This window comes from Rhodococcus sp. IEGM 1318 (genome assembly GCF_033142465.1).
GTDB classification, from domain to species: Bacteria; Actinomycetota; Actinomycetes; order Mycobacteriales; family Mycobacteriaceae; genus Rhodococcus_F; species Rhodococcus_F qingshengii_B.
In genome coordinates this window covers 19,888-43,777 of sequence record NZ_JAWLSC010000011.1, presented here as the reverse complement: position 1 = coordinate 43,777, position 23,890 = coordinate 19,888, and the positions used below count along the sequence as shown (strand labels likewise).

The following is a 23,890-nucleotide window of genomic DNA, read 5'->3' as shown; positions in this document are numbered from 1 at the left end:
GCCCTCGACCGAAACTCGGCCGAGGGCATACGCACGTGTCATCTACTACTTCATCGAATCCAGTCGGGTTCGCGCGTCCTCGAACCCTGACACCAGCTCTGCCATGACCTCGGCGACCGGGCGGATCTCGTTCATCCGTCCCACGATCTGACCGACGGGCATTGCCACAACTTCCGGGTTCTCCGATGCAGCGATTCTCTGATGAGCATCACTGACCAGTAGGTTCTGCAGCGGCATCGGCAAGGGCGCCGGCGCTCCCGGGTTCGACCAGGCTTCCGTCCACTTGGTCTTGAGCAACCGAGCGGGCTTACCCGAGTAGATGCGCGAACGTACGGTGTCGGCCGACGTCGCGCCCAACAGTGCACGCTGAATAGCGGACGGGCCTTCGCCCGACGCACTGCCGAGTTTGTATTCGGACGTGGTGAGCCAGTACGAGCCCATCCACACTCCGGACGCACCGAGCGCGAGTGCAGCAGCCACCTGACGGCCGCTGCCGATACCGCCGGCAGCCAGCACGGCAGCCGAATCACCTAGTGCATCAACGATTTCCGGAACCAGAACCATCGACGCAATCTCGCCGGTGTGACCGCCGGCCTCGTAGCCCTGAGCAATCACGATGTCGACGCCGTTCGCGACGTGACGACGTGCATGCTCGACGGCGCCGGCCAGCGCTGCTACCGGCACGCCCTTCTCGTGCGCCTGATCGATGACGTCCTTCGGCGGCGATCCCAGCGCGTTCGCAATCAACGCGATCCGGTGTCCCAGAGCAACATCGACGTGTGACCGCGCCACCGAGTGAAGCCATCCCAGTACGCCGGTTGCATGCTCGACGTCGTCGGAAAGCGGCGGCACACCCAGTTCGTCGAGCGTGCGGTTGACGAAGGCGCGGTGCTCCTCCGGAATCAGCTTGTCGAGGTCGACGGCGCCGCCCTCGGTCGGCACCTTGGCCGGCATGACGATGTCGACGCCGTACGGCTTACCGTCGGTGTTCTCGTCCATCCACGTCAGTGCGGCTTCGAGCTCTTCCGGGTCGTTGAACCGGACGCAACCGAGAACGCCCAGACCGCCTGCGCGACTGATGGCGGCCGCGACGTGCTCGGAAGGAGTGAATCCGAAGATCGGGTATTCGATGCCGAACTTGTCGGCGAGATCCGAACGCATCAGGCTTCCACGCTTTCTGCCGGTGACGCCACAGGAGCGCCGTTTCCGTTGTGATCGTCAGCCTCGCGCGATTCCGTCTCGGCTTTCGCCCAGCGGTAGTCGGGCTTGCCTGCCGGATTGCGCTTGATCTGGTCCACGAACCACACGCTGCGCGGAACCTTGTATCCGGCAATCTCTTTGCGCGCTGCGGTGGCGATGTCGTGCAGCGTCGGCGACGTGCCTTCGCGTACCTGAACCACTGCGGCAACTCGCTGACCGAACCGGTCGTCGGGGATACCGACCACCAGCACGTCGAAGATGTCCGGGTGCGCCTTCAGAGCGCCCTCGACCTCTTCCGGGTACACCTTCTCGCCGCCGCTGTTGATGGACACCGAACCGCGGCCGAGCATCGTGACCGTGCCGTCGGCTTCGACCTGCGCGTAGTCGCCGGGGATCGAGTAACGAACACCGTTGATCGTGCGGAAGGTTTCGGCCGTCTTGACCTCGTCCTTGTAGTAACCGAGCGGGATGTTGCCCCTGCGAGCGAGCATGCCGCGCTTGCCCGAACCGGGCTCGACCTCGTTACCGTCGTCGTCGAGAACCGTTGTGGAGGCGTCGATCTTGACCGTCGGACCGCCGGTGTGCTTCTGCCCCTTGCTCAATACTGCCAGTCCGCCGAAGCCGGTCTCGGACGCACCGATGGAGTCGGTCAACAGGCGGTTGGGCAGCAGTTCGAGGAACTGCTCCTGGATGCTCGGCGAGAAGAGGGCAGCACTGCTGGCCATCACGTAGAGCGTCGAAAGATCGTACGGCTCACCGGTCTCCGGGTTCCCGGCAATCAGTGCGTCGAGCATCGGGCGGCCCATTGCATCGCCCGTGATGAAGATCAGGTTGACCTTGTGCTTGTCGATGTTCTGCCACACCTCGTGGGCGTCGAACTCCGGGTGCATCAAACAGGTTCCGCCGCCGAAGAGGCTGTGGAACACCGCCGACTGGGAGCCGCCGTGAATCATCGGGGGGATCGGGTAGCGGATCATGCTCGGGTTGGCAGCGCCGACCTTCGCCATCTCGTACTCGTCCTCGACCGGGACTCCGGTGACGAAGTTGATGCCGCCGCCGAGCACACGCCACCAGTCCTCGTGACGCCACATGACGCCCTTGGGGCTACCGGTCGTGCCACCGGTGTAGAGCATGAAGATGTCGTCGTTGCTGCGATCTTCGAAATCGCGCTCACCCGAACTCTGTGCGAGCGCGTCCTCGTAGCCGATGCCGAAAGCGCTGAAGTCCAGATCGGTGCCGTCCTCGACCACGATGACGGACTTGACCTTGGGAGTGTTCGGCAGGACGTTCGCGACCTTGTCCGAGTAGCGGCGCTCGTGAATGAGCGCAACCATGTCGGAGTTGTCGAAGATGTACTGCAACTCGTTCTCGACGTACCGGTAGTTGATGTTGACCATCACCGCCCGGATTTTGAAAACGGCGACCATGGCCTCGATCGCCTCGATGACGTTCCGGCAGTAAATACCGACCTTGTCACCCGGTTGAACGCCATGTTCACGCAGGTAGTGACCGAGGCGATTCGCCCGGTCCTCCAACTGCGCATAAGTCGACTCGCGATTGTCCGAGACCAGCGCAACGCGGTCCGGAACGAGGTCGATTGCGTGCTCTACGAAGTCTGCGATGTTAAGGGCCACGAGATCAAAGTAGAACGTGTTACCGTTTCTGGCAAGACCCAATTTGAGAGCCAGCTCACAGACCTGCCAGGAGCCATCAGTGTCCACTTCGACGACCGAAAAATCAGACATTTCGGAAACCGCGCCGCATTGCCTCGTGGAGAAGCGCGGTCACGTCCTCATCGTGACCATGAACCGCCCCGAGCGTAAGAACGCCATCACCGGCGAGATGATGGCGATCATGGTCGATGCCTGGGACCAGGTCGACAACGACCCCGAGATCCGCGTCGCCATCCTCACCGGGGCGGGCGGCGACTTCTGCGCCGGCGCCGACCTCAAGAACATGTCCGCCAAGCCGCCGGGAGATTCCTTCGCCGGCGGCGGCGTCGACATGTCCAAGATCGAAGGCCTCCTCAAGGGTCGCCGGTTGACCAAGCCGCTCATCGCCGCCGTCGAGGGTGCAGCCATCGCCGGCGGAACCGAAATCCTGCAGGGAACCGACATCCGTGTCGCGGGTGAGAGCGCCAAGTTCGGCGTCTCCGAAGCCAAGTGGGGGCTCTTCCCACTCGGCGGATCCGCGGTGCGTCTGGTGCGCCAGATTCCGTACACGATCGCAGCGGACATCCTGCTCACCGGCCGTCACATCAAGGCTCCGGAGGCCAAGGAGATCGGGCTCATCGGCCACGTCGTCCCGGACGGTCAGGCCCTCGACAAGGCGCTGGAGCTCGCGGACCTGATCAGTGCAAACGGCCCCCTCGCCGTGCAGGCGATTCTCAAGACCATCCGCGACACCGAGGGCATGCACGAGGAAGAGGCCTTCCAGATCGACGCGCAGCTGGGCATGAAGGTGTTCATGAGCGCGGACGCCAAGGAGGGCCCGCGGGCGTTCGGAGAGAAGCGAGCGCCCCAGTTCAAGGGCGTCTAACCCACCCCCTTTTCGAGCGAACGTACCTTTCGGCGCCTTCAGTGCACCGAAAGGCACTTTCACTCAGCCGGTTTCGTCCATTTTCGCCCACCTCGACCTCGCGAACACCTGCGGCCGGGGACGTGATTGCGCCAATCTGTAGTGCGCACGAAGGTCCTCGATCACGCGATCAGGGTCCGTTCGCAGTGCACTGGGCACCGTCGGCAACACGATGATGCCCGCATTCTGCATACGCGTCCGGCGTTCCACCGTGCGCTTGTAGTCCGTCGGCGCGGCATGCCATTCCAAAGAGTCGATGTCCCACGCGAAGGCAACCGAATCGATCCATCCGTCCGGAATTGCGACGAAGTCTCCCTTCGCATCCCGGATCTCATAGTTGAACAACATTTCCGGCAGTCCGCTCCGCTGCCACAGTTTTCGCGCGTGAACCTCCGGAACCGAGTGGACGTTCGCGTTCACTTCGCGCAACACGACCCGAGGTAGCGCGGAACCCCGACTGCTACCCGCCTCGAGTTCCTTCGCAAGTTCGCGCACCGAGACGTCGCCGCGCTGAACGACCTCGGCAATGAGTGCCCGTGTGGGATCGAGGGACTTGCACCGCCTCGCAGCGTCGAGTAGCGCCCGCGGCAGCGGGGCACAGCGCAGACCGTTGCGAATCTCCGGCTCGGGCAGTCGAATAGTGCGCTCCACCGTGACGAACCCAACCGATTGAACTCGACGGTCGAGGGGGATGAGCACCTGCACATCCCCGGAGTGCGTTCGATATCCGTACTCCGCCATGGCAGATCGCCCGGTCAGCAGGGACTCGTCACCGCACAACATGAGCGCAGCGATCGATCGTTGACGTGGCGTGGGTTGACCATTTCGGAGCAGGATGACTCCTGGCAATATGCGCTGCCAGGGTCCGCCCACTCGACACCGGCTGTGCACGGCGGAGTTTGACACGCCCAATCGCGCCAACTCGGCCGTTCGGATCACTCCGCTTCGACTGACGCGGTAGATCGCGTCCAGATCATCGCCCCACGTTCCTCGCCGCATGGTTGCAGCATGACTCGAGTAGCAGCGCGGGCTTCGGCGGCGACCTGGGGTTTTGGCGGCCTTGTGGATAACTTTCGGCGAGCGAAAGGCGCGTTGAGCGCCTCAGATGCGCTGAACGTGCCGTTCGCTCGAAAAAGGGGGGCCTCCCGCTCGAAAGAGGCGGGGTCCCGCTCAACCACCCACCGCGGCCGCGAGCTCATGCACGTGGTCGGCGTCGCGGCAAGTCACCAGCAGCATCGTGACTCCGGCTTCCTCCCAACGCTTCACGTCTGCGCGCACCTCGTCGACGTTGCCGATGATCATGGTCTCGGTGACCATCTCGTCGGGGACGACGGCAGCAGCTTCGTCCTTGCGACCCGACATGAAGAGGCGACCGATCTCGTCGACCTCCTTCTCGTAGCCCATCCGCTTGTAGACCTGCGCGTGAAAGTTCAACTCCGGGGCGCCCATTCCGCCGACGTAGAGGGCGGTCATCGGCTTGAGAGCGGCGATGGCAGCGGCGCGATCGTCAGTCACGATGACCTGGCACGTGGCGGCCACCTCGAAGTCTTCGCGACTGCGACGGGCCCCGGCTCGAGCAAAGCCTTCGTCGAGCCACTTGTTGTACATCGGGGCCAGGCGCGGGGTGTAGTAGATCGCCAGCCAGCCGTCGGCGATTTCACCAGCGAGCGCGACGTTCTTCGGCCCTTCAGCGCCGAGCCAGATCGGGATGTCCGCACGCAGCGGGTGCGTAATGGGCTTGAGCGGCTTGCCAAGTCCCGAACTGCCCGGTCCCGCATACGGCAGAGGGTAGTGGGGGCCGGGACTGGTGACGGGCGCTTCACGGGCGAGAACCTGGCGCACGATCGAAACGTATTCGCGGGTGCGCGCGAGCGGCTTCTCGAACGGCTGGCCGTACCAACCTTCGACGACCTGCGGTCCGGATACGCCGAGCCCGAGGATCGTTCGCCCACCGTTGAGGTGATCGAGAGTGAGCGCGTGCATGGCACAGCTGGTCGGTGTTCGCGCCGAAATCTGTACGACGGAAGTACCGAGCCGGACGTTCTCGGTCCGAGATCCCCACCAGGCGAGCGGGGTGAATGCGTCCGATCCCCAGGACTCCGCCGCGAAGACCGCGTCGAATCCCGCGCCTTCTGCGGCCTCGATCAGTTCCGGGGCGTTTGCCGGCGGCTGTGCGCCCCAGTATCCGAGTTGCAACCCAAGCTTCATCGCAGGCCTCCACATTGCCGGTGATCAGAAGTGACTCTTGCCACAATCTCTAGAACCTGTTCTACTCGATCTTGTGACCATCGGAAAGAGCGGGGTGGCCGACAAGCCCCTGAGCGCACCATTGAATCTCCATTTCGACTACACCAGATCGACGGGACCGACCATCGGCGCGTTCGTGACTGCCCTGCGTGATCGCAAGGTGATCGGCGCACGCGGGTCGAACGGTCGTGTCTTCGTGCCGCCACCGGAATTCGATCCGGACACGGCCGAACCACTGACCGACTTCGCCGGGGTCTCCGACGGCGGAACGGTCGTGAGTTGGACGTGGATGCCCGAACCCATCGAGGGTCAACCACTGACGAAGCCTTTCGCGTGGGCCCTGATCAAGCTCGACGGCGCGGACACGTCGATGCTCCACGCAGTCGACGTCGACTCCCCCGACGACATCAGCACCGGCCTGCGGGTTCGTGCTCGCTGGGCGTCGGAGCGGATCGGGCAGATCAAGGACATCGAGTGCTTCGAACCAGGTGAGAGCGAAAACGGAATCGCGACAGTCGATTCCAGCGCCGATCCTGTCACCATGATCACGACGCCTGTCGACCTGCACTTCATGCATTCCGCTTCGGCCGAGGAGAGCTTCTACCTCCGTGGTCTCGCAGAAGGCAAGCTTATCGGTGGTCGCAGCGGACCCGAAGACAAGATCTACATCCCACCACGCGGCGCGAATCCCACCAACGGGAAGCCGACGAGCGAGCAGATCGAACTGCCGGACAAGGGAATTGTCACCACCTTCTGCATCGTCAACGTCCCGTTCCTCGGGCAGCGAATCAAACCGCCCTACGTGGCCGCCTACGTGCTCCTCGACGGGGCCGATATTCCGTTCCTGCACTTGATTCTCGAATGTGATGCCGCGGACGTACGGATGGGCATGCGTGTCGAAGCCAAGTGGAAGCCTCGCGAAGAGTGGGGTTACACCCTCGAGAACATCGAATACTTCCGGCCGACAGGTGAACCCGACGCCGAGTACTCCACCTTCCAACACCACCTGTGAGGCTCCTGAAATGACTTCTGCAGACATCGCAGTCGTGGGCTTTGCTCAGGCACCCCACGTCCGCGAAACCAACGGCACCACCAACGGTGTCGAGATGCTCGTCCCGTGCTTCCAGCAGCTCTACAGCGATCTGGGAATCACCAAGTCCGACATCGGCTTCTGGTGCTCCGGATCTTCCGATTACCTGGCCGGGCGAGCATTTTCCTTCATCTCGGCCATAGACTCAATCGGAGCAGTCCCGCCCATCAACGAATCTCACGTCGAGATGGACGCTGCGTGGGCCTTCTACGAAGCGTGGATCAAGATCTTGACCGGCGAGGTCGAGACCGCGCTGGTGTACGGCTTCGGCAAGTCCTCCGCCGGGCACCTGCGCAAGATCCTGTCCATGCAACTCGATCCGTACCTCGTGACGCCGCTGTGGCCAGACTCCGTCTCGATCGCCGGACTTCAAGCCCGGCTCGGACTCGACGCGGGTAAGTGGACGCAAGAGGACATGGCGGAGGTTGCCGCTCGCAGCCGTCGTCACGCGCTGAGCAATCCGAAGGCTCAGCTCGCGGGCGAGGTCGACATCGAGGCACTTCTCGCCAGCCCCTTCCTCGCAGATCCGTTGCGCGCACACGATTGTGCGCCTATTACCGACGGCGCGGCAGCAATCGTCCTGGCCTCGGGTAACCGCGCCCGCGATCTCTGCGAGCGGCCGGCGTGGATCACCGGACTCGAGCATCGCATCGACTCCCCCAACCTGGGTGCACGTGACCTGACCACGTCGCCGTCCACTACGTCGGCAGCCAAGGCGGCAACGGGCGGCGAGGTCGGCAACATCGACGTCGCCGAACTGCACGCACCGTTCACTCACCAGGAATTGATCTTGAAGGAAGCGATCGGCCTGACCGACGCCACCACGATCAACCCGTCCGGCGGTCCGCTCAGCGGCAACCCACTGTTCGCCGGTGGTCTGGAACGAATCGGCCACGCCGCCAAGGCAATCTTCGACGGTCAGGCGAATCGCGCTCTGGCCCATGCAACAAGCGGCCCTGTGCTGCAGCAGAACCTGGTAGCAGTCTTGGAGGGACGGAACTGATGGCCGGAACGCCTCAACTCACGGCCGTGCTCGGCACCGGCCAAACTCACTACGTCGCAAAGCGCCACGACGTCTCGATGGCGGGCTTGGTCCGTGAAGCCATCGACGCCGCGATGCTCGACGCCAACGTCGGCTGGGACGACATCGACGCCGTCGTCATCGGAAAGGCCCCCGACTTGTTCGAGGGTTCGATGATGCCCGAACTCGCCATGTCGGATGCACTGGGCGCCAACGGAAAGCCGTTGCTGCGTGTTCACACAGCCGGCTCGGTGGGCGGTTCGACGGCTATCGTCGCCTCGAGCCTGGTCAAATCCGGAGTCCACAAGCGGGTTCTGACAGTTTCCTGGGAGAAGCAGTCCGAGTCGAACGCAATGTGGGCGCTGTCCGTACCGGTTCCGTTCAACATGCCCGTCGGCGCCGGTGCCGGTGGGTACTTCGCCCCGCACGTCCGTTCGTACATTCGGCGATCGGGCGCACCGGAGCACATCGGCTACCTCGTCGCGGTGAAGGATCGACTCAACGGCAGCCTTAATCCCTATGCGCACTTGCGGCAGCCGGACATCACTCTCGAATCGGTGCAGGCATCTCAGATGCTCTGGGACCCGATCCGCTACGACGAGACCTGCCCGTCCTCGGACGGCGCGTGCGCTTTGGTGATCGGCAACGAGGAAGCGGCCGCACAGGTCGAGGCCGAGGGTCGTTCGGTCGCGTGGATCCACGCGACCGCCATGCGCACCGAGCCGACCTTCTATGCCGGACGCGATCAGGTCAATCCGCAAGCCGGCCGTGACGCCGCAGCAGCACTGTGGAAGTCAGCGGGAATCACCGATCCGCTGAACGAGATCGACTGCGCCGAAATCTATGTCCCGTTCTCGTGGTTCGAGCCGATGTGGCTCGAGAACCTCGGCTTCGCGGAGGAAGGCCAGGGCTGGAAGCTGACCGAGGCGGGCGAAACCGCGATCGGCGGCAAGCTCCCGGTCAATGCCTCGGGTGGTGTTCTCTCCTCCAACCCGATCGGTGCCTCGGGCATGATCCGTTTTGCCGAGTCGGCGATGCAGGTCATGCACCGCGCCGGCGATCACCAGGTGGCCGATGCTCGCAAGGCCCTCGGCCATGCCTACGGCGGTGGCTCGCAGTACTTCTCGATGTGGGTCGTCGGCTCCGAACGTCCCACCACGTAACAGCAGCACACACGCCGATCAGGAAGAGGCCGAAGATGAAGTACACCGTCGGGGTTGCCATGAACCCCTTGGACCAGTTAGCCGGCATCGCCAAAACGGCCGAGGAATGCGGCTTTTCGTCGATCGCTCTCCCCGATTCACTGTTCTTCATGGAAACGCAGGCGGCGGATTACCCGTACACCCCGGACGGGTCTCGGATGTGGAACGCCGAGACCCCCTGGGTCGATCCGCTGATCGCCGCGGCCGCGATGGGCGCGGTGACCGAGAAGATCGAGTTCTACACCCAGGTACTCAAGCTCGGTAGCCGCAATCCGGTCCTGCTCGCGCGGCAGGTCGGATCAGTAGCGGCACTGACGAACAACCGTTTCGGCTTCGGTGTCGGAATCGGTTGGGCTCCGGAAGAGTTCGAGTGGTGCGGCGCGCCGTACAAGCGTCGCGGCGCCCGAGTGGACGAGATGATCGACGTCCTCAAACTGATTCTGGGCGGCGGCATGGTCGAGTATCACGGCGAGTTCTTCGATTTCGATCGCCTGCAGATGAGTCCGGCTCCCACCAAGCCGGTTCCGTTCTACGTCGGCGGCCACACCGAGGTGGCGCTCAAGCGTGCTGCGCGCGTCGGCGACGGGTGGACGTCGGCAATGATCAAGTTCGACGATCTGGTCGGTGTCATCGCACGACTGCGTGAACTGCGTGCCGAGTACGGCCGCGAGAACGAGCCGTTCGAAATCCAGACGGTATGCATCGATCGTTTCGGCAAGGACGGCTACGCCGAACTCGAAGACGCCGGTGTCACGGACATCATCACCGTGCCTTGGGTTTTCGACGGAATCGGATTCGATGCCCCACTGGAGGCAAAGCAAGATTCGATGCGCAAGTTCGCCGAGCAGTACATCAACTGAGGAGCCGCGATGACTGACGAACACCCCGCTCGCGTCGCGGGTAGCGCTTCGCGCGCCGCAGCGAGTGGCAAGAACAAGGAAGCCTGGCTGGACCTCTTCGCCGAGGACGGTTGGGTGGAGGATCCGGTCGGGCCGTCGGGCTTCGACCCGGACGGCAAGGGGCATCACGGGCGCGAGGCGATCTCGAAGTTCTACGACATGACGATCGCCAACGCGGACAAGCTCGAATTTCTGATCGACGATTCCCTGGTGTGCGGCAACGAGAACGTCAACATCGGCAAGATCCGTACGACCATCGGCGGCTCGATCATCGACGCCGAGGGTGTGTTCGTCTACCGGGTGAACGACGACGGCAAGATCGCGTCGCTTCGAGCATTCTGGGAAGTGGACCGCGCGATGAAGACCGCACGCAAAGCCTGAGAACCCCAATACGAGAGCGGCCCCGGTCAGTGACCGGGGCCGCTCTCGTCGCAATCGAATTCGGCAGTGGTACTTGCACCGAGAACCTCGGAATGGTTTCCTGGTTTCCAACGTCGCGTGTCGATGACGGACTGCGTCAGGCATGGAGGCGTCGTACTGCAAGGGGTCACTTATGACCATTTCGTTCAATCACACCATCATCGCCGCAAAAGACCGACAAGAGTCGGCGTGGTTCTTCACTCACATGTTCGGTCTACCGGGCCCTGTCGAAGCCGGCTACTTTCTCGGCGTGGAACTCGATCACGGCGTGACGTTGGACTTCGCGCAAGTGGAAGAGGGCGTGGAGGTGCCGTCTCAGCACTACGCTTTCCTCGTCTCCGAAGACGACTTCGACGGCATCTACCAGCGCATACAAGCCTTGAAACTTGATCACTGGGCCGATCCGCGCCAGTCGAGTACCGGATTCAACACCAACGACGGTGGGCGTGGGGTCTACTTCCTCGACCCGTCGGGCCACTTTCTCGAAGCGATCACCAAACCATACGGCGGCTGAACTACAAACGGCGGCGCCTACGGGAGATGAGGGATCCCGCAGACGCCGCCGCAGTTCCAGGTTGCCAACTAGTGGCCCCCCGGAACGTCTACTGTAGTTCTGCGTGTTCGAGAGTGCAGAGGCAACTCCCGAAAAGCTACACAGAACCTACTCGCCGGTTATCAGGTCAGTATATGTCCGGATCAGTGTTTGACCGGGCAGCCCGATGTCTTGTAATCAACCTGAAACTCTTTGATGCCGTTGAGCCAGCCCGAGCGCAGGCGACGGGGATCGCCGAGCCTGGTGATGTCGGGTAGGTGATCGGCGATCGCGTTGAATATCAGATCGATTTCGAGACGAGCCAGGTTGGCGCCGATGCAGAAGTGCGCACCGGTGCCACCGAATCCGAGGTGCGGGTTGGGGTCACGCATGATGTCGAACTTCGTGGGGTTCTCGAAGACGTCTTCGTCGAAGTTGGCCGACGCGTACATCATCACGACGCGATCGCCCTTCTTGATCTTCTGTCCGCCGAGTTCGGTGTCTTCGAGCGCGGTGCGCTGGAAAGACGTCACCGGGGTGGCCCAACGAACGATCTCGTCGGCCGCAGTCTTCGGACGTTCCTTCTTGTACAGCTCCCACTGGTCGGGATTGTCGAGGAAGGCAACCATGCCGTGTGTGATGGCATTACGAGTGGTCTCGTTACCCGCGACCGCAAGCAGAATCACGAAGAAGCCGAATTCCTCTGGGGAGAGCTCATTTCCGTCGATGTCAGCTTCGATGAGCTTGGTGACGATGTCATCGGCGGGACACTTCTTGCGCTGATCCGCCATCTGGTACGCGTATCCCAGAATCTCCATCGACGCTGCCTGCGGGTCGATGTCGAACTCGGGGTCGTCGTACGACGTCATCTGGTTGGACCAGTCGAAGAGCTTCATTCGATCTTCCTGCGGCACACCGAGAAGCTCGGCGATTGCCTGCAACGGAAGTTCGGACGCGACCTGAACCACGAAGTCTCCGGCACCACCGGCAGCCGCAGTCGTGACGATCTTTTCGGCGCGCTCGGTCAGTTCTTCGCGCAGGCTGTTGATAGCTCGCGGGGTGAATCCACGCGAAACCAGCTTGCGAAGCTTGGTGTGCTCCGGGGCGTCCTTGTTGATGAGGATGAAGCGCTGCATCTCGACGTTCTCACGCGGGATGTCGTCAGCGAAGCGAGGAATCGCAGTGTTCTCGTGAGTCGAGAAGATGTCGCTTCGCTGCGAGACCTCCTTGACCTCTTCATGACGGGTGACCACCCAGAAGCCCTCGTCCTGGAATCCGCCGATTTCCGGGGGCTGCGGATTCCACCACACGGGGGCCGTCTTCCGGAGTTCGGCGAACTCCTCGAACGGCATACGTTCCGCGTAGATGTCGGGGTCCGTGAAGTCGATTCCCTCGGGGAATGCGGGCTGTGCCACTGATGTCTCCTGCCCTAAGCCTTTTCATCACAGGGGTGATGGGGATCCGTGATGTGTAACACGTTCTACTCTCATTGAAACACAAGCCTGCTTACTAGGAAAGGAAACGTCGGCAGGTCTTGCTTCCCGCAGAGAACCTGTTCTACTTTTTCACTACAAGGAAAGGAGCCCGCTGTGGGCACACCAGTAATCGTCGAGGCTGTCCGTACACCGATCGGCAAGCGCGGAGGTTGGCTCGCCGGTCTGCACGCCGCCGAACTCCTCGGAGCTGCACAAAAGGGAGTTCTCGACCGGTCGGGAATCGACCCGTTGTTGATCGAGCAGGTGATCGGCGGCTGCGTCACCCAGGCCGGCGCTCAGTCCAACAACATCACGCGCACTGCTTGGTTGCACGCCGGTCTGCCGTGGCAGACGGGGGCGACGACCGTGGACTGCCAGTGCGGTTCGGCCCAGCAGGCGAACCATCTGATCGCCGGACTGATCGCCACCGGCGCCATCGATGCCGGCATCGCCTGCGGCATCGAAGCGATGAGCCAGGTTCCCCTCGGCGCCAACGTGGGTGACCAGGCCGGACCGCGTCGGCCGGCTACGTGGGACATCGACATGCCCAACCAGTTCGAGGCTGCAGAACGCATCGCGCGCCGACGCGGACTGACTCGCGACGACGTCGAAGCTCTCGGTGTCCGCTCGCAGGCACTGGCCAAGCAGGCTTGGGAGGAAGGGCGTTTCGACCGAGAGGTACTCGAACTCTCGGCGCCCCAGGTCGACAAGGAAGGAAACCTCACGGGCGAGACCAAGCTCGTCAATCGCGATCAGGGCCTGCGCGATACGACGGCCGAGTCCCTTGCCCGGCTGAAGCCCGTCCTCGAAGGCGGAATTCACACGGCCGGAACGTCTTCCCAGATCTCCGACGGTGCGGCCGCAGTCCTGCTCATGGACGAGGACAAGGCTCGCGCGCTCGGATTGAAGCCACGCGCCCGCATCATCGCTCAGGCCCTGGTCGGCTCGGAACCGGAGTTCCACCTCGACGGACCGGTGCAGGCAACCAGCCGCGTTCTGGAGAAGAGTGGAATGAAGATCGGCGACCTCGACCTGTTCGAGATCAACGAAGCATTCGCATCCGTCGCACTGTCCTGGGCCCAGGTCCACGAACCTGACTTCGACAACGTCAACGTCAACGGCGGCGCACTCGCTCTGGGCCATCCGGTCGGCAGCACGGGCTCTCGACTGATCACCACCGCACTGCACGAACTGGAGCGTCGCAACGGCTCGACGGCTCTGATCACGATGTGCGCCGGCGGCGCGCTGGCCACCGGAACTATCATCGAGCGAATCTGAGATGACTACTCCCCCAGCAAAACCCAAGGGACTCGACGCCCCGGTGACGGTCAAGTTCATCAAATGGATGTCGAAGGCAAACGTCGCCATGTATCGCGCCACCGACGGGAGGCTGGGTAGCAAGTGGCGGGTCGGCAGCGCGTTCCCACGCGGGCTGCCGATCTGCCTGCTCACCACTACCGGTCGCAAATCCGGCGAGGAGCGAATCAGTCCATTGCTGTTCCTCGAGGACGGCGACGACGTGATTCTGGTGGCGTCGCAAGGCGGTCTTCCGAAGAATCCGATGTGGTACCTCAACATCAAGGCGGATCCGGTGGTGACGGTGCAGATCAAGTCTCGGATCCGCTCGATGAAAGCCCGCGTTGCAACCGAGGACGAGCGCGCTCGGCTGTGGCCGAAGTTGACCGCGATGTATCCGGATTTCGACAACTATCAGGCCTGGACGGACCGCGTCATTCCCGTCATCGTGTGTGAGCCACTGACAAAATAAACAATTTGTTTACAACAAAACGTTTACATTGATCCGGGCTCGTGCCACCCTGGTTTCATGACCGATGACCAGTTCAGACCGATCGATTCCGGCCGCGAACGCTCACATCGCGAGTACGCCGGACTCTTTCGGATCAGCGAGCGCCACGGCGCGACCCAAAGCCAGCGCGCGCGGCAATCGCATCCGGAGATGCTCGAGCCCTACGGCGCGGTTCGCGTCGTGGCTCGTCTTGCCGGCGGCACCGACACACCCGAGGTGAACGAACCCGAAGTCGACGACGCCGACGTCATGGCTGCGTTGACTCTGATTCCCAAGGCCCGAGCCGAAATGGAACAGCTGGAAGCACTGTTCCTCGGAATTGCCCGTGAACGGGGCATGACCTGGCAGGACATTGCCTTCGGACTCGGGCTCGGCAGTACTCAAGCTGCCCGCCAGCGCTACGAACGACTCGTTCGCCGCACCGGAGGCTGAACACGTGCCATAACGGGCGAGTTGGAGCACTATTGACTCGTACGGTCCGCACGGCGTTTCGACAGAGCCTCGAACACAGCAAGGAGTCGCATATATGACGACGCATATTCAAGATCAAATCCTGGACCGACGCGAGATCACTTCCGCACTCGTGCGTGCGCTGGAGCGTCGCCACGAGGTGTTGGATGCAGTGGTCGACAGCAAGGACCACCAGGAGGCACTGACCACCGTCGCGGAACTCCTCGGCACGTCGGAAGCAAATGCCGAAGCAGTTCTGAGCCTCAAGTTCAGTGCGCTCACCAAGGCCGCACGCGATCGCATCCAGGGCGAGCTGGAGAATCTCGACGCAACTCTCGAATGGACGACGCTTGATCGCCCCGCGAGCAGTGGGCAGAACTTCAGCCTGCGTCCGTTCAGCGACAGCGCAGAAGACAAGTCGCTGTTCACGATTCGCTCGGGCGAGCAGCTCGACGAAGACGGCAAGCCGTGGAGCGAGGATCGAATCGAAGCCGAGCGCACAGGTGGCCTCGGCCGCATCGACGACGAGAGCGCTGCCTGGTTCGTCGCCGAGGACGTCTCCGGCGACAACCCGACGAGCGTCGGCCTGGTATTCGGCGAACTCGACGGCCAAGAGGTCAACGTCGCGATCTGGATTGCACCCGAGTCCCGCAAGAAGGGGTACGGCACCGCCTGCGTGAAGCATTCCCGGCGCGAGCTCGCAGCAGAGTTCCCCGGCACTGTATTGGTGGTTCGGGCGCCCGCGTAGGCGGCACGCCCCTGTGCGCCTTTTCGGTAGTGCCCACTACCAAAAAGGCGCACAGGGCCGAAGGCCCTACGCCCCGTACACCGGCGTCGGAATCTCCGCCTTCTCCAACAGCGTTGCCACGACGGGCCCGATCTCCTTCGGGTCCCAACGGTCACCTTTGTCCTCGCTCGGGCCGTGACGCCAGCCTTCCGCGACGGTGATCTTTCCGCCCTCTACCTCGAATACCCGGCCCGTGACGTCCTTGGACTCGGTGCTTCCGAGCCAGACGACCAGCGGCGAGATGTTCTCGGGAGCCATGGCGTCGAAGCCCTCTTCTGGAGCCGCCATCGACTCAGCCATCGCCCCGCCGGCACCGACGGTCATGCGCGTGCGCGCAGCAGGCGCGATCGCGTTGACACTGACGCCGTAGTTCTTGAGCTCGGCGGCGGCCTGGATGGTCATCTCGGCGATGCCGGCCTTCGCCGCGGCGTAGTTGCCCTGGCCGATCGAACCCTGCAGTCCTGCACCCGAACTGGTGTTGATGATGCGTGCGTCCACAGTCTTGCCGGCCTTGGATTCGCCGCGCCAGTAGGCAGCAGCGTGACGCAATGGCGCGAAATGCCCCTTGAGGTGCACACGGATTACCGCGTCCCACTCGCCTTCGCTCATGCCGACGAGCATGCGGTCACGCAGGAAGCCTGCGTTGTTGACGAGTACGTCCAGACCACCGAAGGTGTCGATCGCGGTCTTGATCAGATTTTCGGCACCCGCCCAGTCGGCGACGTCGTCTCCGTTGACCACTGCCTGGCCACCCGCAGCGATGATCTCCGCGACAACCTGCTCGGCCGGACTTTCGCCGGTCTCGGAACCGTCGGCACCCGCACCAATGTCGTTGACGACGACCTTGGCGCCCTCAGCAGCAAACGCCAACGCATGCGCACGTCCGATACCTCGACCTGCCCCGGTGATGATGACTACGCGTCCGTCGACCAATCCACTCATTTTTGTCTCCTATTGCACTCTGCTCGGGCTTGTCGGCTCCGCTTGTGTGCTAACTTACCAAGCAATCGCTTGGTTTGGTACACAGACGTAAGGAATCCCGAAATGGGCATCAGCACCTCTTCCGACGGAACCGGCATCACCACGGTCACCATCGACTACGCGCCGGTCAATGCAATCCCGTCCAAGGGATGGTTCGAGCTTGCCGACGCCATCCTCGACGCGGGCAAGGATCTCAACACGCACGTGGTGATCCTGCGAGCCGAGGGACGCGGCTTCAACGCCGGCGTCGACATCAAGGAGATGCAGGCCACCGAGGGATTCGACGCACTGGTCGCCGCCAACCGCGGTTGTGCCGCAGCCTTCGCTGCCGTCTATGACTGCGCTGTCCCCGTCGTCGTGGCGGTCAACGGATTCTGCGTCGGCGGCGGCATCGGATTGGTCGGGAACGCGGACGTGATCGTCGCTTCCGACGACGCGATCTTCTCCCTTCCCGAGGTCGACCGTGGCGCACTCGGCGCTGCCACACACCTCTCGCGCCTGGTGCCGCAACACATGATGCGCACGTTGTACTACACGGCGCAGAGCGTCGACGCCCACACACTCAAGCAGTTCGGCAGCGTCTACGACGTGGTCCCGCGCGAGAAGCTCGACGAGTGCGCTCGCGAGATCGCCGCGAAGATCGCCGCGAAGGACACCCGCATTATCCGGTGCGCCAAGGAAGCCATCAACGGCATCGACCCGGTCGACGTCAAGGGTAGCTACCGCCTCGAGCAGGGCTACACCTTCGAACTCAACCTCCTCGGTGTGTCCGACGAGCACCGCGACGAGTTCGTCGCCACCGGCAAGCCGCGCGAGAACGCAACCCAGAAGGAAGGCTGAGAAAAACATGGCTAGCAAGCGTGACAAGACGAAGTCGCTCGACGAGGTAGTCGGCGAACTCCGCAGCGGAATGACGATCGGCTTGGGCGGCTGGGGATCTCGCCGCAAGCCGATGGCCTTCGTGCGTGCAATTCTGCGTTCGGACATCAAGGACCTGACCGTGGTCACTTACGGCGGACCGGATCTCGGACTCCTGTGCTCGGCCGGCAAGGTCAAGAAGGCGTACTACGGCTTCGTGTCCCTGGACTCCGCGCCGTTCTACGATCCGTGGTTTGCCAAGGCGCGCACCGCCGGTGAGATCGAAGTGCGCGAGATGGACGAAGGAATGGTCAAGTGCGGCCTCGAAGCCGCTGCCGCCCGTCTCCCCTTCCTCCCGATCCGCGCCGGCCTGGGCTCGGACGTCCGCAACTTCTGGGGCGACGAACTCAAGACCGTCACCTCCCCGTACCCCGAGGCCGACGGCCGTTCCGAGACCTTGATCGCGATGCCTGCGCTCAACCTCGATGCGTCGTTCGTCCACCTCAATCTCGGTGACAAGCACGGCAATGCTGCCTACAACGGCGTCGACCCGTACTTCGACGACCTGTACTGCATGGCCGCCGAAAAGCGTTACGTCTCGGTCGAGCGCATCGTCGAGACCGAGGAACTGGTCAAATCCGTTCCACTGCAGAATCTTCTGCTCAACCGCATGATGGTCGACGCCGTCGTCGAGGCCCCGAACGGTGCGCACTTCACGTTGGCCGGCGAAAGCTACGGCCGTGACGAGAAGTTCCAGCGTCATTACGCCGAGGCCGCCAAGACCCCCGAGTCGTGGCAGGCGTTCGTCGACACCTTCCTCTCCGGCAGCGAAGAGGACTACCAAGCCGCAGTAAAGAAGTTTGCAGAGGAGCAGGCGTCATGAGCGAATCCACCGTCACCCGCGCAGAGTACGTAGTTCTGGCTTGCGCTGAAATCTTCTCCGGTGCAGGCGAAATCATGGCCAGTCCGATGTCGACGTCGTCCACCATCGGCGCTCGCCTGGCTCGGCTCACCACCGAACCCGACCTGCTCATCACCGACGGTGAAGCCCTCATCCTCGAGGACACTCCGGCAGTCGGAACGAAGGGCCCCGTCGAAGGTTGGATGCCTTTCCGCAAGGTGTTCGACGTCGTCGCTTCCGGTCGTCGCCACGTTGTGATGGGTGCCAATCAGCTCGATCGCCACGGCAACCAGAACCTCTCCGCTTTCGGCCCGCTTCAACAGCCAAAGCGTCAGATGTTCGGTGTGCGCGGCGCCCCGGGTAACACCATCAACCATGCGACGAGCTACTTCGTCCCCAAGCACTCCAAGCGAGTATTCGTCGACAAGGTCGACGTGGTGTGCGGTGTCGGATACGACCAGATCGATCCCGAGAACCCCGCATACAAGTACCTGAACATACCCCGCGTCGTCACCAACCTCGGGGTCTTCGACTTCGGCGGTCCGGGAAACACGTTCCGCGCGTTGAGTCTTCACCCCGGCGTCACGGCAGAAGAGGTCGCCGAGAACACCTCGTTCGAGGTTGCCGGACTCGACGAGGCCGGTATCACCCGTGACCCCACCGCCGAAGAACTCCACCTCATCCGCGAGACCCTCGACCCGCGCAACCTCCGGGACCGTGAGGTCTCGGCATGACACCCACCCTGAAGACCGCACTGACCGAACTGGTCGGCGTCGACTACCCGATCGTGCAGACCGGCATGGGCTGGGTTTCCGGGCCCGCGCTGACGTCGGCGACGGCTAACGCAGGTGGTCTCGGCATTCTGGCTTCGGCCACAATGACGTACGACGAGCTCGAGCACGCGATCAAGAAGACGAAGCAGCTCACGGACAAGCCGTTCGGCGTCAACATGCGTGCCGACGCCACCGACGCGCCGCAGCGCGCGGACCTGCTGATCCGTGAGGGCGTCAAGGTCGCGTCGTTTGCCTTGGCTCCCAAGAAGGAACTGATCGCCAAGCTCAAGGACCACGGCATCGTCGTCGTACCGTCGATCGGTGCCGCGAAGCATGCGGTCAAGGTTGCATCTTGGGGCGCGGACGCCGTCATCGTCCAAGGCGGCGAAGGTGGTGGTCACACCGGCGGTGTGGCAACGACATTGCTTCTCCCCTCGGTTCTCGACGCGGTCGATATTCCGGTCATCGCCGGTGGCGGATTCTTCGACGGCCGCGGGCTGGCCGCAGCGTTGGCGTACGGCGCTGCCGGTGTCGCTATGGGGACGCGATTCCTTCTCACCAGCGACTCTTCGGTGCCGGACTCCGTCAAGCAGGAATACCTCAAGCGAGGACTGACGGATACGACGGTCTCACGCAAGGTCGACGGCATGCCTCATCGTGTGCTCAACACCGACCTGGTCAACAGCCTCGAAGGTTCCAGCTATGCAACCGGTTTGATCGCTGCTGCCAAGAACGCCACCAAGTTCAAGGCAATGACGGGTATGAAGTGGTCGACGCTCGCCAAGGACGGCCTCGCGATGAAACGGTCAGGCGACCGCACGCTGATGCAGATCATCATGGCAGCGAATACTCCGATGTTGCTGAAGGCCGGTCTGGTCGAGGGCAACACGGAGGCCGGCGTGCTTGCCTCGGGTCAGGTTGTCGGAATGATCAACGATCTGCCTAGCTGCAAGGAACTGATCGAGAACATCATGGAGGACGCGGCCAAGCGTATCGACGCGCTTGCAGCTCTTCGCTGACACAGCTTTGCCCGAGTGCGTCTCCCCCACTGCGCTTTACGCGTAGTCGAGGGAGGCGCACTCTGTGCGTTGCGGGGCACTACCAGGTCTGCCGGCGACGACGGTCCGGCACCTCGAAATACTGGGAGATTGCCACGGCGGCCATCTGCACGGGTGCAACGTGCCGATCGTCGATCTTGCCTCGAACCAGTGGGCCACTGATCGACAGACCGACTTCGGCCCCTCCCAGTGCACCAACCCGCACTCCGATACAGCCGAGTCCCGAAGTACACGTGCCGAATACGACGCCGCGCTGACGGTGAGCAATTCCAGAAGGCTGCGCGAGTGGCGAACGGCGACCCGCCGCCAAGAGCGCTTTGCCTATGGCCGAGGACCGTGCAGGAATTCGAGTGCCGACGCCTGTCTGGAGTTCGGGTATCGCCCGGCTGCCGATCTTCTGGACGTAGCGCACGTTGCTTCCCTCGAGGACTCCGAGATGGACAGCCTGATCCGTGACGAGGTGCAGGTTGTACAACAACGGCACCACCACTCTCTCGAACTTGTTTCGATACAACGAAATTGCCCCGAGGTCACCGAGCTTGTCTCCTACTTCGCACTCGAGCCCTTCTCGTCGAAGCCAGTCCATTCTCACAAGCTTCAGAAGCATCCTGTGCACGGACGACCGCGGAATTCCGGTTCGACGAGCCACCTCCCCCAGCGTCAGTCGAGGTGTGTCACGAAAGCAATCCATCACCATCGCCAGTCTGTCGAGAGTTGACATGGGTATGGGCTCTTCGGTGATCGGTCCGACCAACATGGATGTCTCCGTTCCGGTGATCCGTCCGTCGAGCGGGCACCGCTGGGCGATGTGTTCGCTGCCGACTGCCAATCTGGGCTCAGTCGGCGCGCTCCGCCAGGGCATTTCCCACCGTGCGGGAGACGAACCCGCCTGGTCACTGCCACCTGCACCTATACCGATCACCGGTTGCGCCCGTTGAACCTGAGCTCACTCGTCGCCACAGTGGCACGGACAGACCCCTGAACAGAGGACGGCGTTGTGACCACAATGGACCTGGGCGAAGTCGACGAATTCCGCGTCATCGACGAAGGCGTTACCCCTGAGCGGTTTGCCCGCGGCTGGCACTGCCTCGGGCTCGCGAACGATTTTCACGACGGAAATCCACATCCGATCGAGGCCTTCGGCACCAAGCTTGTCGTATTCGCCGACAGCCAGGGCGAGGTGAAGGTCCTCGACGCGTACTGCCGGCACATGGGTGGAGATCTCAGTCAGGGCACGATCAAGGGAGATTCGATCGCGTGCCCGTTCCACGACTGGCGCTGGGGAGGCAACGGAAAGTGCACGGCGATTCCCTATGCCCGGCGGGTCCCTCCGCTTGCCAAAACCCGCGCCTGGACCACGCTCGAACAGGATGACCTGCTCTTCGTCTGGCACGACCCCGAAGGCAATCCGCCTCCTGCCGAGGTCGCCATTCCGATCATCAAGTCTGCGGAGCACGAGTGGACCGATTGGGTGTGGAAGTCGATAGTCATCGATACGAACTGCCGAGAAATCGTCGACAACGTCGTCGACATGGCGCATTTCTTCTACGTGCACTTCTCGTTCCCCACCTATTTCAAGAACGTCTTCGAAGGGCATGTCGCGATCCAGGAGCAAAGTGGCATCAACCGCGACGACATCGTGACCTGGACCGACCCCGACGTGCCGAAGTTGGTCTCGAACCTCTCGGTGGCCGCCTATCACGGGCCGTCTTTCATGGTCGACGATCTGGTGTACCAGTACGAAACGTTCAAGGTGGATTCGGTTTTGATCAACTGCCACTACCCGATCAGCCCGAACAAGTTCGTCCTGATGTACGGCATCACCGTCAAGAAGACCGACGAACTTCCCGCCGGAATAGCGGACCAAACCGTTGACGCGATGATCGGTTACATCGGCGTCGGGTTCGAGCAGGACATCGAGATCTGGAAGAACAAGACTCGCATCGACAACCCGCTGCTCTGCACCGAGGACGGTCCGGTCTATCAACTACGACGCTGGTACGAACAGTTCTACGTCGACGTCGCCGACGTCACGCCCGAGATGGTCGATCGCTTCGAATTCGAAATGGACACAAGCAAACCCGTCGAGGTGTGGAAGCAGGAAGTTGCGGACAACCTTGCACGCAAGGCCGCTGCCGGAGCGCCGCAATGACCATGGAACCGCTGGACTGTGAGCGGTGTGGAACGTACGTCCTCGTGGAGAAGAACAGCTGGCATCACACGTCGACTCAGTGGCGATCAGATTCTCGAACCACATGTTTGGAGTACTGCGAACACGTCGCACCGACGAGCATTCGATCCGGAAGCTGCTCCGAGTTGAGAAAGTCCATCAACAGAGCCGCAGTCGACGGGCGCATAACCGTTCCCGAATGACACTCGCCCTCGCGGCCTCGACGGCTCACGCAAGGGCAGCGGACAGCTCCCGAGACAGCGTGCCTTTGTTCTCCACCTCGATGGTCTCGCAGCCCTGCCAATGGGCAGTTCTGCGAAGGAGTTCCGCCAACCGGGGAGCAGTGTCGGCATCCGCGGTGGGTTCGGCCCACGCGGCGCGCACCAGCAGCCGACGGTTCTGACGGTCGTTCTTCAGATCGACTCGGGCACAGATATTGTCGTCGATCAGGACCGGGAGCACGTAGTACCCGTGAACTCGCTTGTGGGCTGGAGTGTAGATCTCGATCCGGTAGTGAAAGTCGAAGAGCCGCAACGCTCGATCGCGTGCCCACACTACCGGATCGAAGGGGGATAACAACGCTTCCGCACGGATGGACCTGGGACGCTTCGCTTGTGGATCGATCCACACTTCCCGTGCTTTACCTCGACGCTCCCAGCCGTCGACGTATGCCCGGCGCACACTCCCGGCCTCTTCGAGTTCCTGCAACGCGGTTCGTGCTTCTGCGCTGGGCAGACGAAAGTAGTCGGCGATGTCGTCGAGTGTGCCCAGACCATGTGCCCTCACTCCCCGCAGCACCAGCTCGCGTATCGCCTCCGACCGCTCGACCCGTGCGTCGAGTATCTCGGGTTCAAGCAACTGCTCGGCCAGGCCGTAACGACGCTCGAAACCAGCGCGCCCCGCCGAGACCACTTCGCCCCAACGGAACAGCGTCTCGAGCCCGACCTTCACATCGGACCACCCCCACCACGGACCGCGTCGTGTGTTCGCCTCGTGTTCGATCTCGCTCGCCGCCATCGGACCGTTGTCGCGCAGCTCCTGCCGCAACCAATCGAGGAAGACACTCCGATCGGAAGCCCATCCGCCCTTGTCGCTCAACGCCTTGGCGCGAAACTGGTCCATCCGCCAGCGGAACAGCGGCCACATGTCCACCGGCAGGAACGTAGCTTCGTGGCCCCAGTATTCGAGGTAACCCGAGCCGGGGGCGAAGGCGAGCTGATCGAGTCTGGATTTGTCGTACGCCCCCAACCGAGCGTAAACCGGCAGGTAGTGACTGCGCTCGAAGACATTGACCGAGTCGATCTGCAGCACCTGCAACCGGTCCATCACGCCGACCAGATTGCGACGCGTGACCGTCGTGGGATGCGATTTGCCGAATCCCTGAGCGGCAAGCGCTATGCGACGGGCAGCTGCCAGTGACACGACTTCGCTCATAGTGGGCC

25 protein-coding genes and 1 pseudogene are annotated in these 23,890 nt (G+C 62.6%); 17 read left to right on the top strand and 9 right to left on the bottom strand.

Annotated features, from left to right (window positions below; genetic code table 11):
- Positions 1-45 precede the first annotated feature (45 nt).
- Entirely contained in the window at positions 46-1,161 is a 1,116-nt protein-coding gene (locus R4P65_RS23625) for a nitronate monooxygenase family protein (protein WP_317828341.1), read from the bottom strand.
- Positions 1,161-2,834 (bottom strand): acyl-CoA synthetase, encoded by a 1,674-nt coding sequence (locus R4P65_RS23620; RefSeq protein ID WP_317828340.1) that lies wholly within the window; start codon positions 2,832-2,834, stop codon positions 1,161-1,163. The genes R4P65_RS23625 and R4P65_RS23620 overlap by 1 nt, the downstream gene beginning before the upstream one ends.
- Before the next feature lie 79 nt (positions 2,835-2,913).
- Here R4P65_RS23620 and R4P65_RS23615 point away from each other — a divergent pair, with 79 nt between their 5' ends.
- Positions 2,914-3,738: a crotonase/enoyl-CoA hydratase family protein gene (locus R4P65_RS23615; protein ID WP_007734275.1), complete on the top strand. Its 825-nt coding sequence runs from the start codon at positions 2,914-2,916 to the stop codon at positions 3,736-3,738.
- Between the two features lie 63 nt (positions 3,739-3,801).
- Here R4P65_RS23615 and R4P65_RS23610 read toward each other — a convergent pair whose 3' ends face one another.
- Positions 3,802-4,776: a hypothetical protein gene (locus R4P65_RS23610; protein WP_317828339.1), complete on the bottom strand. Its 975-nt coding sequence runs from the start codon at positions 4,774-4,776 to the stop codon at positions 3,802-3,804.
- Between the two features lie 171 nt (positions 4,777-4,947).
- Positions 4,948-5,985: an LLM class F420-dependent oxidoreductase gene (locus R4P65_RS23605; protein WP_317828338.1), complete on the bottom strand. Its 1,038-nt coding sequence runs from the start codon at positions 5,983-5,985 to the stop codon at positions 4,948-4,950.
- 73 nt (positions 5,986-6,058) lie between these two features.
- Between R4P65_RS23605 and R4P65_RS23600 the strand changes: the two genes are divergently transcribed.
- The 6 genes from R4P65_RS23600 (at position 6,059) to R4P65_RS23575 (ending at position 11,170) form a co-directional block, all read left to right on the top strand.
- Entirely contained in the window at positions 6,059-7,036 is a 978-nt protein-coding gene (locus tag R4P65_RS23600) for a Zn-ribbon domain-containing OB-fold protein (RefSeq protein WP_317828337.1), read from the top strand.
- A 10-nt stretch (positions 7,037-7,046) separates the two neighbouring features.
- A complete protein-coding gene (locus tag R4P65_RS23595; protein WP_003945801.1) occupies positions 7,047-8,117 on the top strand; it encodes a thiolase domain-containing protein in 1,071 nt (356 codons plus the stop codon).
- Positions 8,117-9,298 carry a thiolase domain-containing protein gene (locus R4P65_RS23590; RefSeq protein ID WP_317828336.1) on the top strand — a complete coding sequence of 394 codons (1,182 nt, stop codon included), beginning with the start codon at positions 8,117-8,119 and terminating at the stop codon, positions 9,296-9,298. The genes R4P65_RS23595 and R4P65_RS23590 overlap by 1 nt, the downstream gene beginning before the upstream one ends.
- A gap of 35 nt (positions 9,299-9,333) precedes the next feature.
- A complete protein-coding gene (locus R4P65_RS23585) occupies positions 9,334-10,197 on the top strand; it encodes a TIGR03619 family F420-dependent LLM class oxidoreductase (protein ID WP_019746978.1) in 864 nt (287 codons plus the stop codon).
- 9 nt (positions 10,198-10,206) lie between these two features.
- The gene (locus R4P65_RS23580) at positions 10,207-10,617 is read left to right on the top strand and encodes a nuclear transport factor 2 family protein (protein ID WP_317828335.1); all 411 of its coding nucleotides are present in this window, start codon (positions 10,207-10,209) and stop codon (positions 10,615-10,617) included.
- Positions 10,618-10,759: 142 nt separating this feature from the next.
- Positions 10,760-11,170 carry a VOC family protein gene (locus tag R4P65_RS23575; RefSeq protein ID WP_374228013.1) on the top strand — a complete coding sequence of 137 codons (411 nt, stop codon included), beginning with the start codon at positions 10,760-10,762 and terminating at the stop codon, positions 11,168-11,170.
- 182 nt (positions 11,171-11,352) lie between these two features.
- On the opposite strand, the gene R4P65_RS23570 is transcribed toward R4P65_RS23575, so the two are convergent.
- A complete protein-coding gene (locus R4P65_RS23570; protein ID WP_211921484.1) occupies positions 11,353-12,603 on the bottom strand; it encodes a cytochrome P450 in 1,251 nt (416 codons plus the stop codon).
- A gap of 174 nt (positions 12,604-12,777) precedes the next feature.
- Here R4P65_RS23570 and R4P65_RS23565 point away from each other — a divergent pair, with 174 nt between their 5' ends.
- The 4 genes from R4P65_RS23565 to R4P65_RS23550 all read left to right on the top strand — a co-directional run bounded on the left by R4P65_RS23565 (position 12,778) and on the right by R4P65_RS23550 (position 15,668).
- Positions 12,778-13,941: a steroid 3-ketoacyl-CoA thiolase gene (locus R4P65_RS23565; RefSeq protein ID WP_230814868.1), complete on the top strand. Its 1,164-nt coding sequence runs from the start codon at positions 12,778-12,780 to the stop codon at positions 13,939-13,941.
- Between the two features lies 1 nt (position 13,942).
- Entirely contained in the window at positions 13,943-14,431 is a 489-nt protein-coding gene (locus tag R4P65_RS23560; RefSeq protein ID WP_317828334.1) for a nitroreductase family deazaflavin-dependent oxidoreductase, read from the top strand.
- Between the two features lie 57 nt (positions 14,432-14,488).
- A complete protein-coding gene (locus tag R4P65_RS23555) occupies positions 14,489-14,902 on the top strand; it encodes a DNA-binding protein (RefSeq protein WP_230814866.1) in 414 nt (137 codons plus the stop codon).
- 94 nt (positions 14,903-14,996) lie between these two features.
- A complete protein-coding gene (locus tag R4P65_RS23550) occupies positions 14,997-15,668 on the top strand; it encodes a GNAT family N-acetyltransferase (RefSeq protein ID WP_230814865.1) in 672 nt (223 codons plus the stop codon).
- Between the two features lie 66 nt (positions 15,669-15,734).
- Here the strand turns inward: R4P65_RS23550 and R4P65_RS23545 are convergent, their stop codons facing one another.
- Positions 15,735-16,649 carry an SDR family oxidoreductase gene (locus tag R4P65_RS23545; protein ID WP_317828333.1) on the bottom strand — a complete coding sequence of 305 codons (915 nt, stop codon included), beginning with the start codon at positions 16,647-16,649 and terminating at the stop codon, positions 15,735-15,737.
- Positions 16,650-16,751: 102 nt separating this feature from the next.
- On the opposite strand from R4P65_RS23545, the gene echA20 reads away from it, so the two are divergent.
- Genes echA20 through R4P65_RS23525 form a run of 4 tightly spaced genes read left to right on the top strand, consistent with a single transcriptional unit; the run spans position 16,752 to position 20,239 of the window.
- Positions 16,752-17,528, top strand: a complete 777-nt coding sequence (gene echA20 / locus R4P65_RS23540; RefSeq protein WP_003945611.1) for a (7aS)-7a-methyl-1,5-dioxo-2,3,5,6,7,7a-hexahydro-1H-indene-carboxyl-CoA hydrolase — start codon at positions 16,752-16,754, stop codon at positions 17,526-17,528.
- A gap of 7 nt (positions 17,529-17,535) precedes the next feature.
- Positions 17,536-18,429: a cholesterol ring-cleaving hydrolase subunit IpdA gene (gene ipdA, locus R4P65_RS23535; RefSeq protein WP_317828332.1), complete on the top strand. Its 894-nt coding sequence runs from the start codon at positions 17,536-17,538 to the stop codon at positions 18,427-18,429.
- Positions 18,426-19,181: a CoA-transferase gene (locus R4P65_RS23530; RefSeq protein WP_317828331.1), complete on the top strand. Its 756-nt coding sequence runs from the start codon at positions 18,426-18,428 to the stop codon at positions 19,179-19,181. The genes ipdA and R4P65_RS23530 overlap by 4 nt, the downstream gene beginning before the upstream one ends.
- Positions 19,178-20,239 carry an NAD(P)H-dependent flavin oxidoreductase gene (locus tag R4P65_RS23525; protein ID WP_317828330.1) on the top strand — a complete coding sequence of 354 codons (1,062 nt, stop codon included), beginning with the start codon at positions 19,178-19,180 and terminating at the stop codon, positions 20,237-20,239. The genes R4P65_RS23530 and R4P65_RS23525 overlap by 4 nt, the downstream gene beginning before the upstream one ends.
- Positions 20,240-20,318: 79 nt before the next feature.
- Here the strand turns inward: R4P65_RS23525 and R4P65_RS23520 are convergent, their stop codons facing one another.
- Together R4P65_RS23520 and R4P65_RS23515 are read right to left on the bottom strand one after the other, a co-directional pair.
- Positions 20,319-20,864, bottom strand: coding sequence for an IclR family transcriptional regulator (locus R4P65_RS23520; protein WP_317828496.1), 546 nt, complete (start codon positions 20,862-20,864; stop codon positions 20,319-20,321).
- Positions 20,865-20,903: 39 nt separating this feature from the next.
- Positions 20,904-20,969, bottom strand: a pseudogene (locus R4P65_RS23515) (hypothetical protein); the annotation flags it as partial.
- Between R4P65_RS23515 and R4P65_RS23510 the strand changes: the two are divergent.
- Positions 20,950-21,216: a hypothetical protein gene (locus R4P65_RS23510; protein WP_185564883.1), complete on the top strand. Its 267-nt coding sequence runs from the start codon at positions 20,950-20,952 to the stop codon at positions 21,214-21,216. The pseudogene R4P65_RS23515 and the gene R4P65_RS23510 sit on opposite strands and share 20 nt — an antisense overlap.
- Positions 21,217-21,284: 68 nt before the next feature.
- Entirely contained in the window at positions 21,285-22,430 is a 1,146-nt protein-coding gene (locus R4P65_RS23505) for a Rieske 2Fe-2S domain-containing protein (RefSeq protein WP_317828490.1), read from the top strand.
- A 246-nt stretch (positions 22,431-22,676) separates the two neighbouring features.
- On the opposite strand, the gene R4P65_RS23500 is transcribed toward R4P65_RS23505, so the two are convergent.
- Positions 22,677-23,882 carry a winged helix-turn-helix domain-containing protein gene (locus R4P65_RS23500; protein WP_317828329.1) on the bottom strand — a complete coding sequence of 402 codons (1,206 nt, stop codon included), beginning with the start codon at positions 23,880-23,882 and terminating at the stop codon, positions 22,677-22,679.
- Positions 23,883-23,890: the final 8 nt, after the last annotated feature.

Coding starts and splice junctions, on each gene's coding strand:
- R4P65_RS23625 (WP_317828341.1), bottom strand. CDS start 1,161: ATGCGTTCGGATCTCGCCGACAAGTTCGGCATCGAATACCCGATCTTC.
- R4P65_RS23610 (WP_317828339.1), bottom strand. CDS start 4,776: ATGCGGCGAGGAACGTGGGGCGATGATCTGGACGCGATCTACCGCGTC.
- R4P65_RS23605 (WP_317828338.1), bottom strand. CDS start 5,985: ATGAAGCTTGGGTTGCAACTCGGATACTGGGGCGCACAGCCGCCGGCA.
- R4P65_RS23595 (WP_003945801.1), top strand. CDS start 7,047: ATGACTTCTGCAGACATCGCAGTCGTGGGCTTTGCTCAGGCACCCCAC.
- R4P65_RS23590 (WP_317828336.1), top strand. CDS start 8,117: ATGGCCGGAACGCCTCAACTCACGGCCGTGCTCGGCACCGGCCAAACT.
- R4P65_RS23585 (WP_019746978.1), top strand. CDS start 9,334: ATGAAGTACACCGTCGGGGTTGCCATGAACCCCTTGGACCAGTTAGCC.
- R4P65_RS23580 (WP_317828335.1), top strand. CDS start 10,207: ATGACTGACGAACACCCCGCTCGCGTCGCGGGTAGCGCTTCGCGCGCC.
- R4P65_RS23575 (WP_374228013.1), top strand. CDS start 10,760: ATGGAGGCGTCGTACTGCAAGGGGTCACTTATGACCATTTCGTTCAAT.
- R4P65_RS23560 (WP_317828334.1), top strand. CDS start 13,943: ATGACTACTCCCCCAGCAAAACCCAAGGGACTCGACGCCCCGGTGACG.
- R4P65_RS23555 (WP_230814866.1), top strand. CDS start 14,489: ATGACCGATGACCAGTTCAGACCGATCGATTCCGGCCGCGAACGCTCA.
- R4P65_RS23550 (WP_230814865.1), top strand. CDS start 14,997: ATGACGACGCATATTCAAGATCAAATCCTGGACCGACGCGAGATCACT.
- R4P65_RS23545 (WP_317828333.1), bottom strand. CDS start 16,649: ATGAGTGGATTGGTCGACGGACGCGTAGTCATCATCACCGGGGCAGGT.
- echA20 (WP_003945611.1), top strand. CDS start 16,752: ATGGGCATCAGCACCTCTTCCGACGGAACCGGCATCACCACGGTCACC.
- ipdA (WP_317828332.1), top strand. CDS start 17,536: ATGGCTAGCAAGCGTGACAAGACGAAGTCGCTCGACGAGGTAGTCGGC.
- R4P65_RS23530 (WP_317828331.1), top strand. CDS start 18,426: ATGAGCGAATCCACCGTCACCCGCGCAGAGTACGTAGTTCTGGCTTGC.
- R4P65_RS23525 (WP_317828330.1), top strand. CDS start 19,178: ATGACACCCACCCTGAAGACCGCACTGACCGAACTGGTCGGCGTCGAC.
- R4P65_RS23520 (WP_317828496.1), bottom strand. CDS start 20,864: ATGGACTGGCTTCGACGAGAAGGGCTCGAGTGCGAAGTAGGAGACAAG.
- R4P65_RS23505 (WP_317828490.1), top strand. CDS start 21,285: ATGGACCTGGGCGAAGTCGACGAATTCCGCGTCATCGACGAAGGCGTT.
- R4P65_RS23500 (WP_317828329.1), bottom strand. CDS start 23,882: ATGAGCGAAGTCGTGTCACTGGCAGCTGCCCGTCGCATAGCGCTTGCC.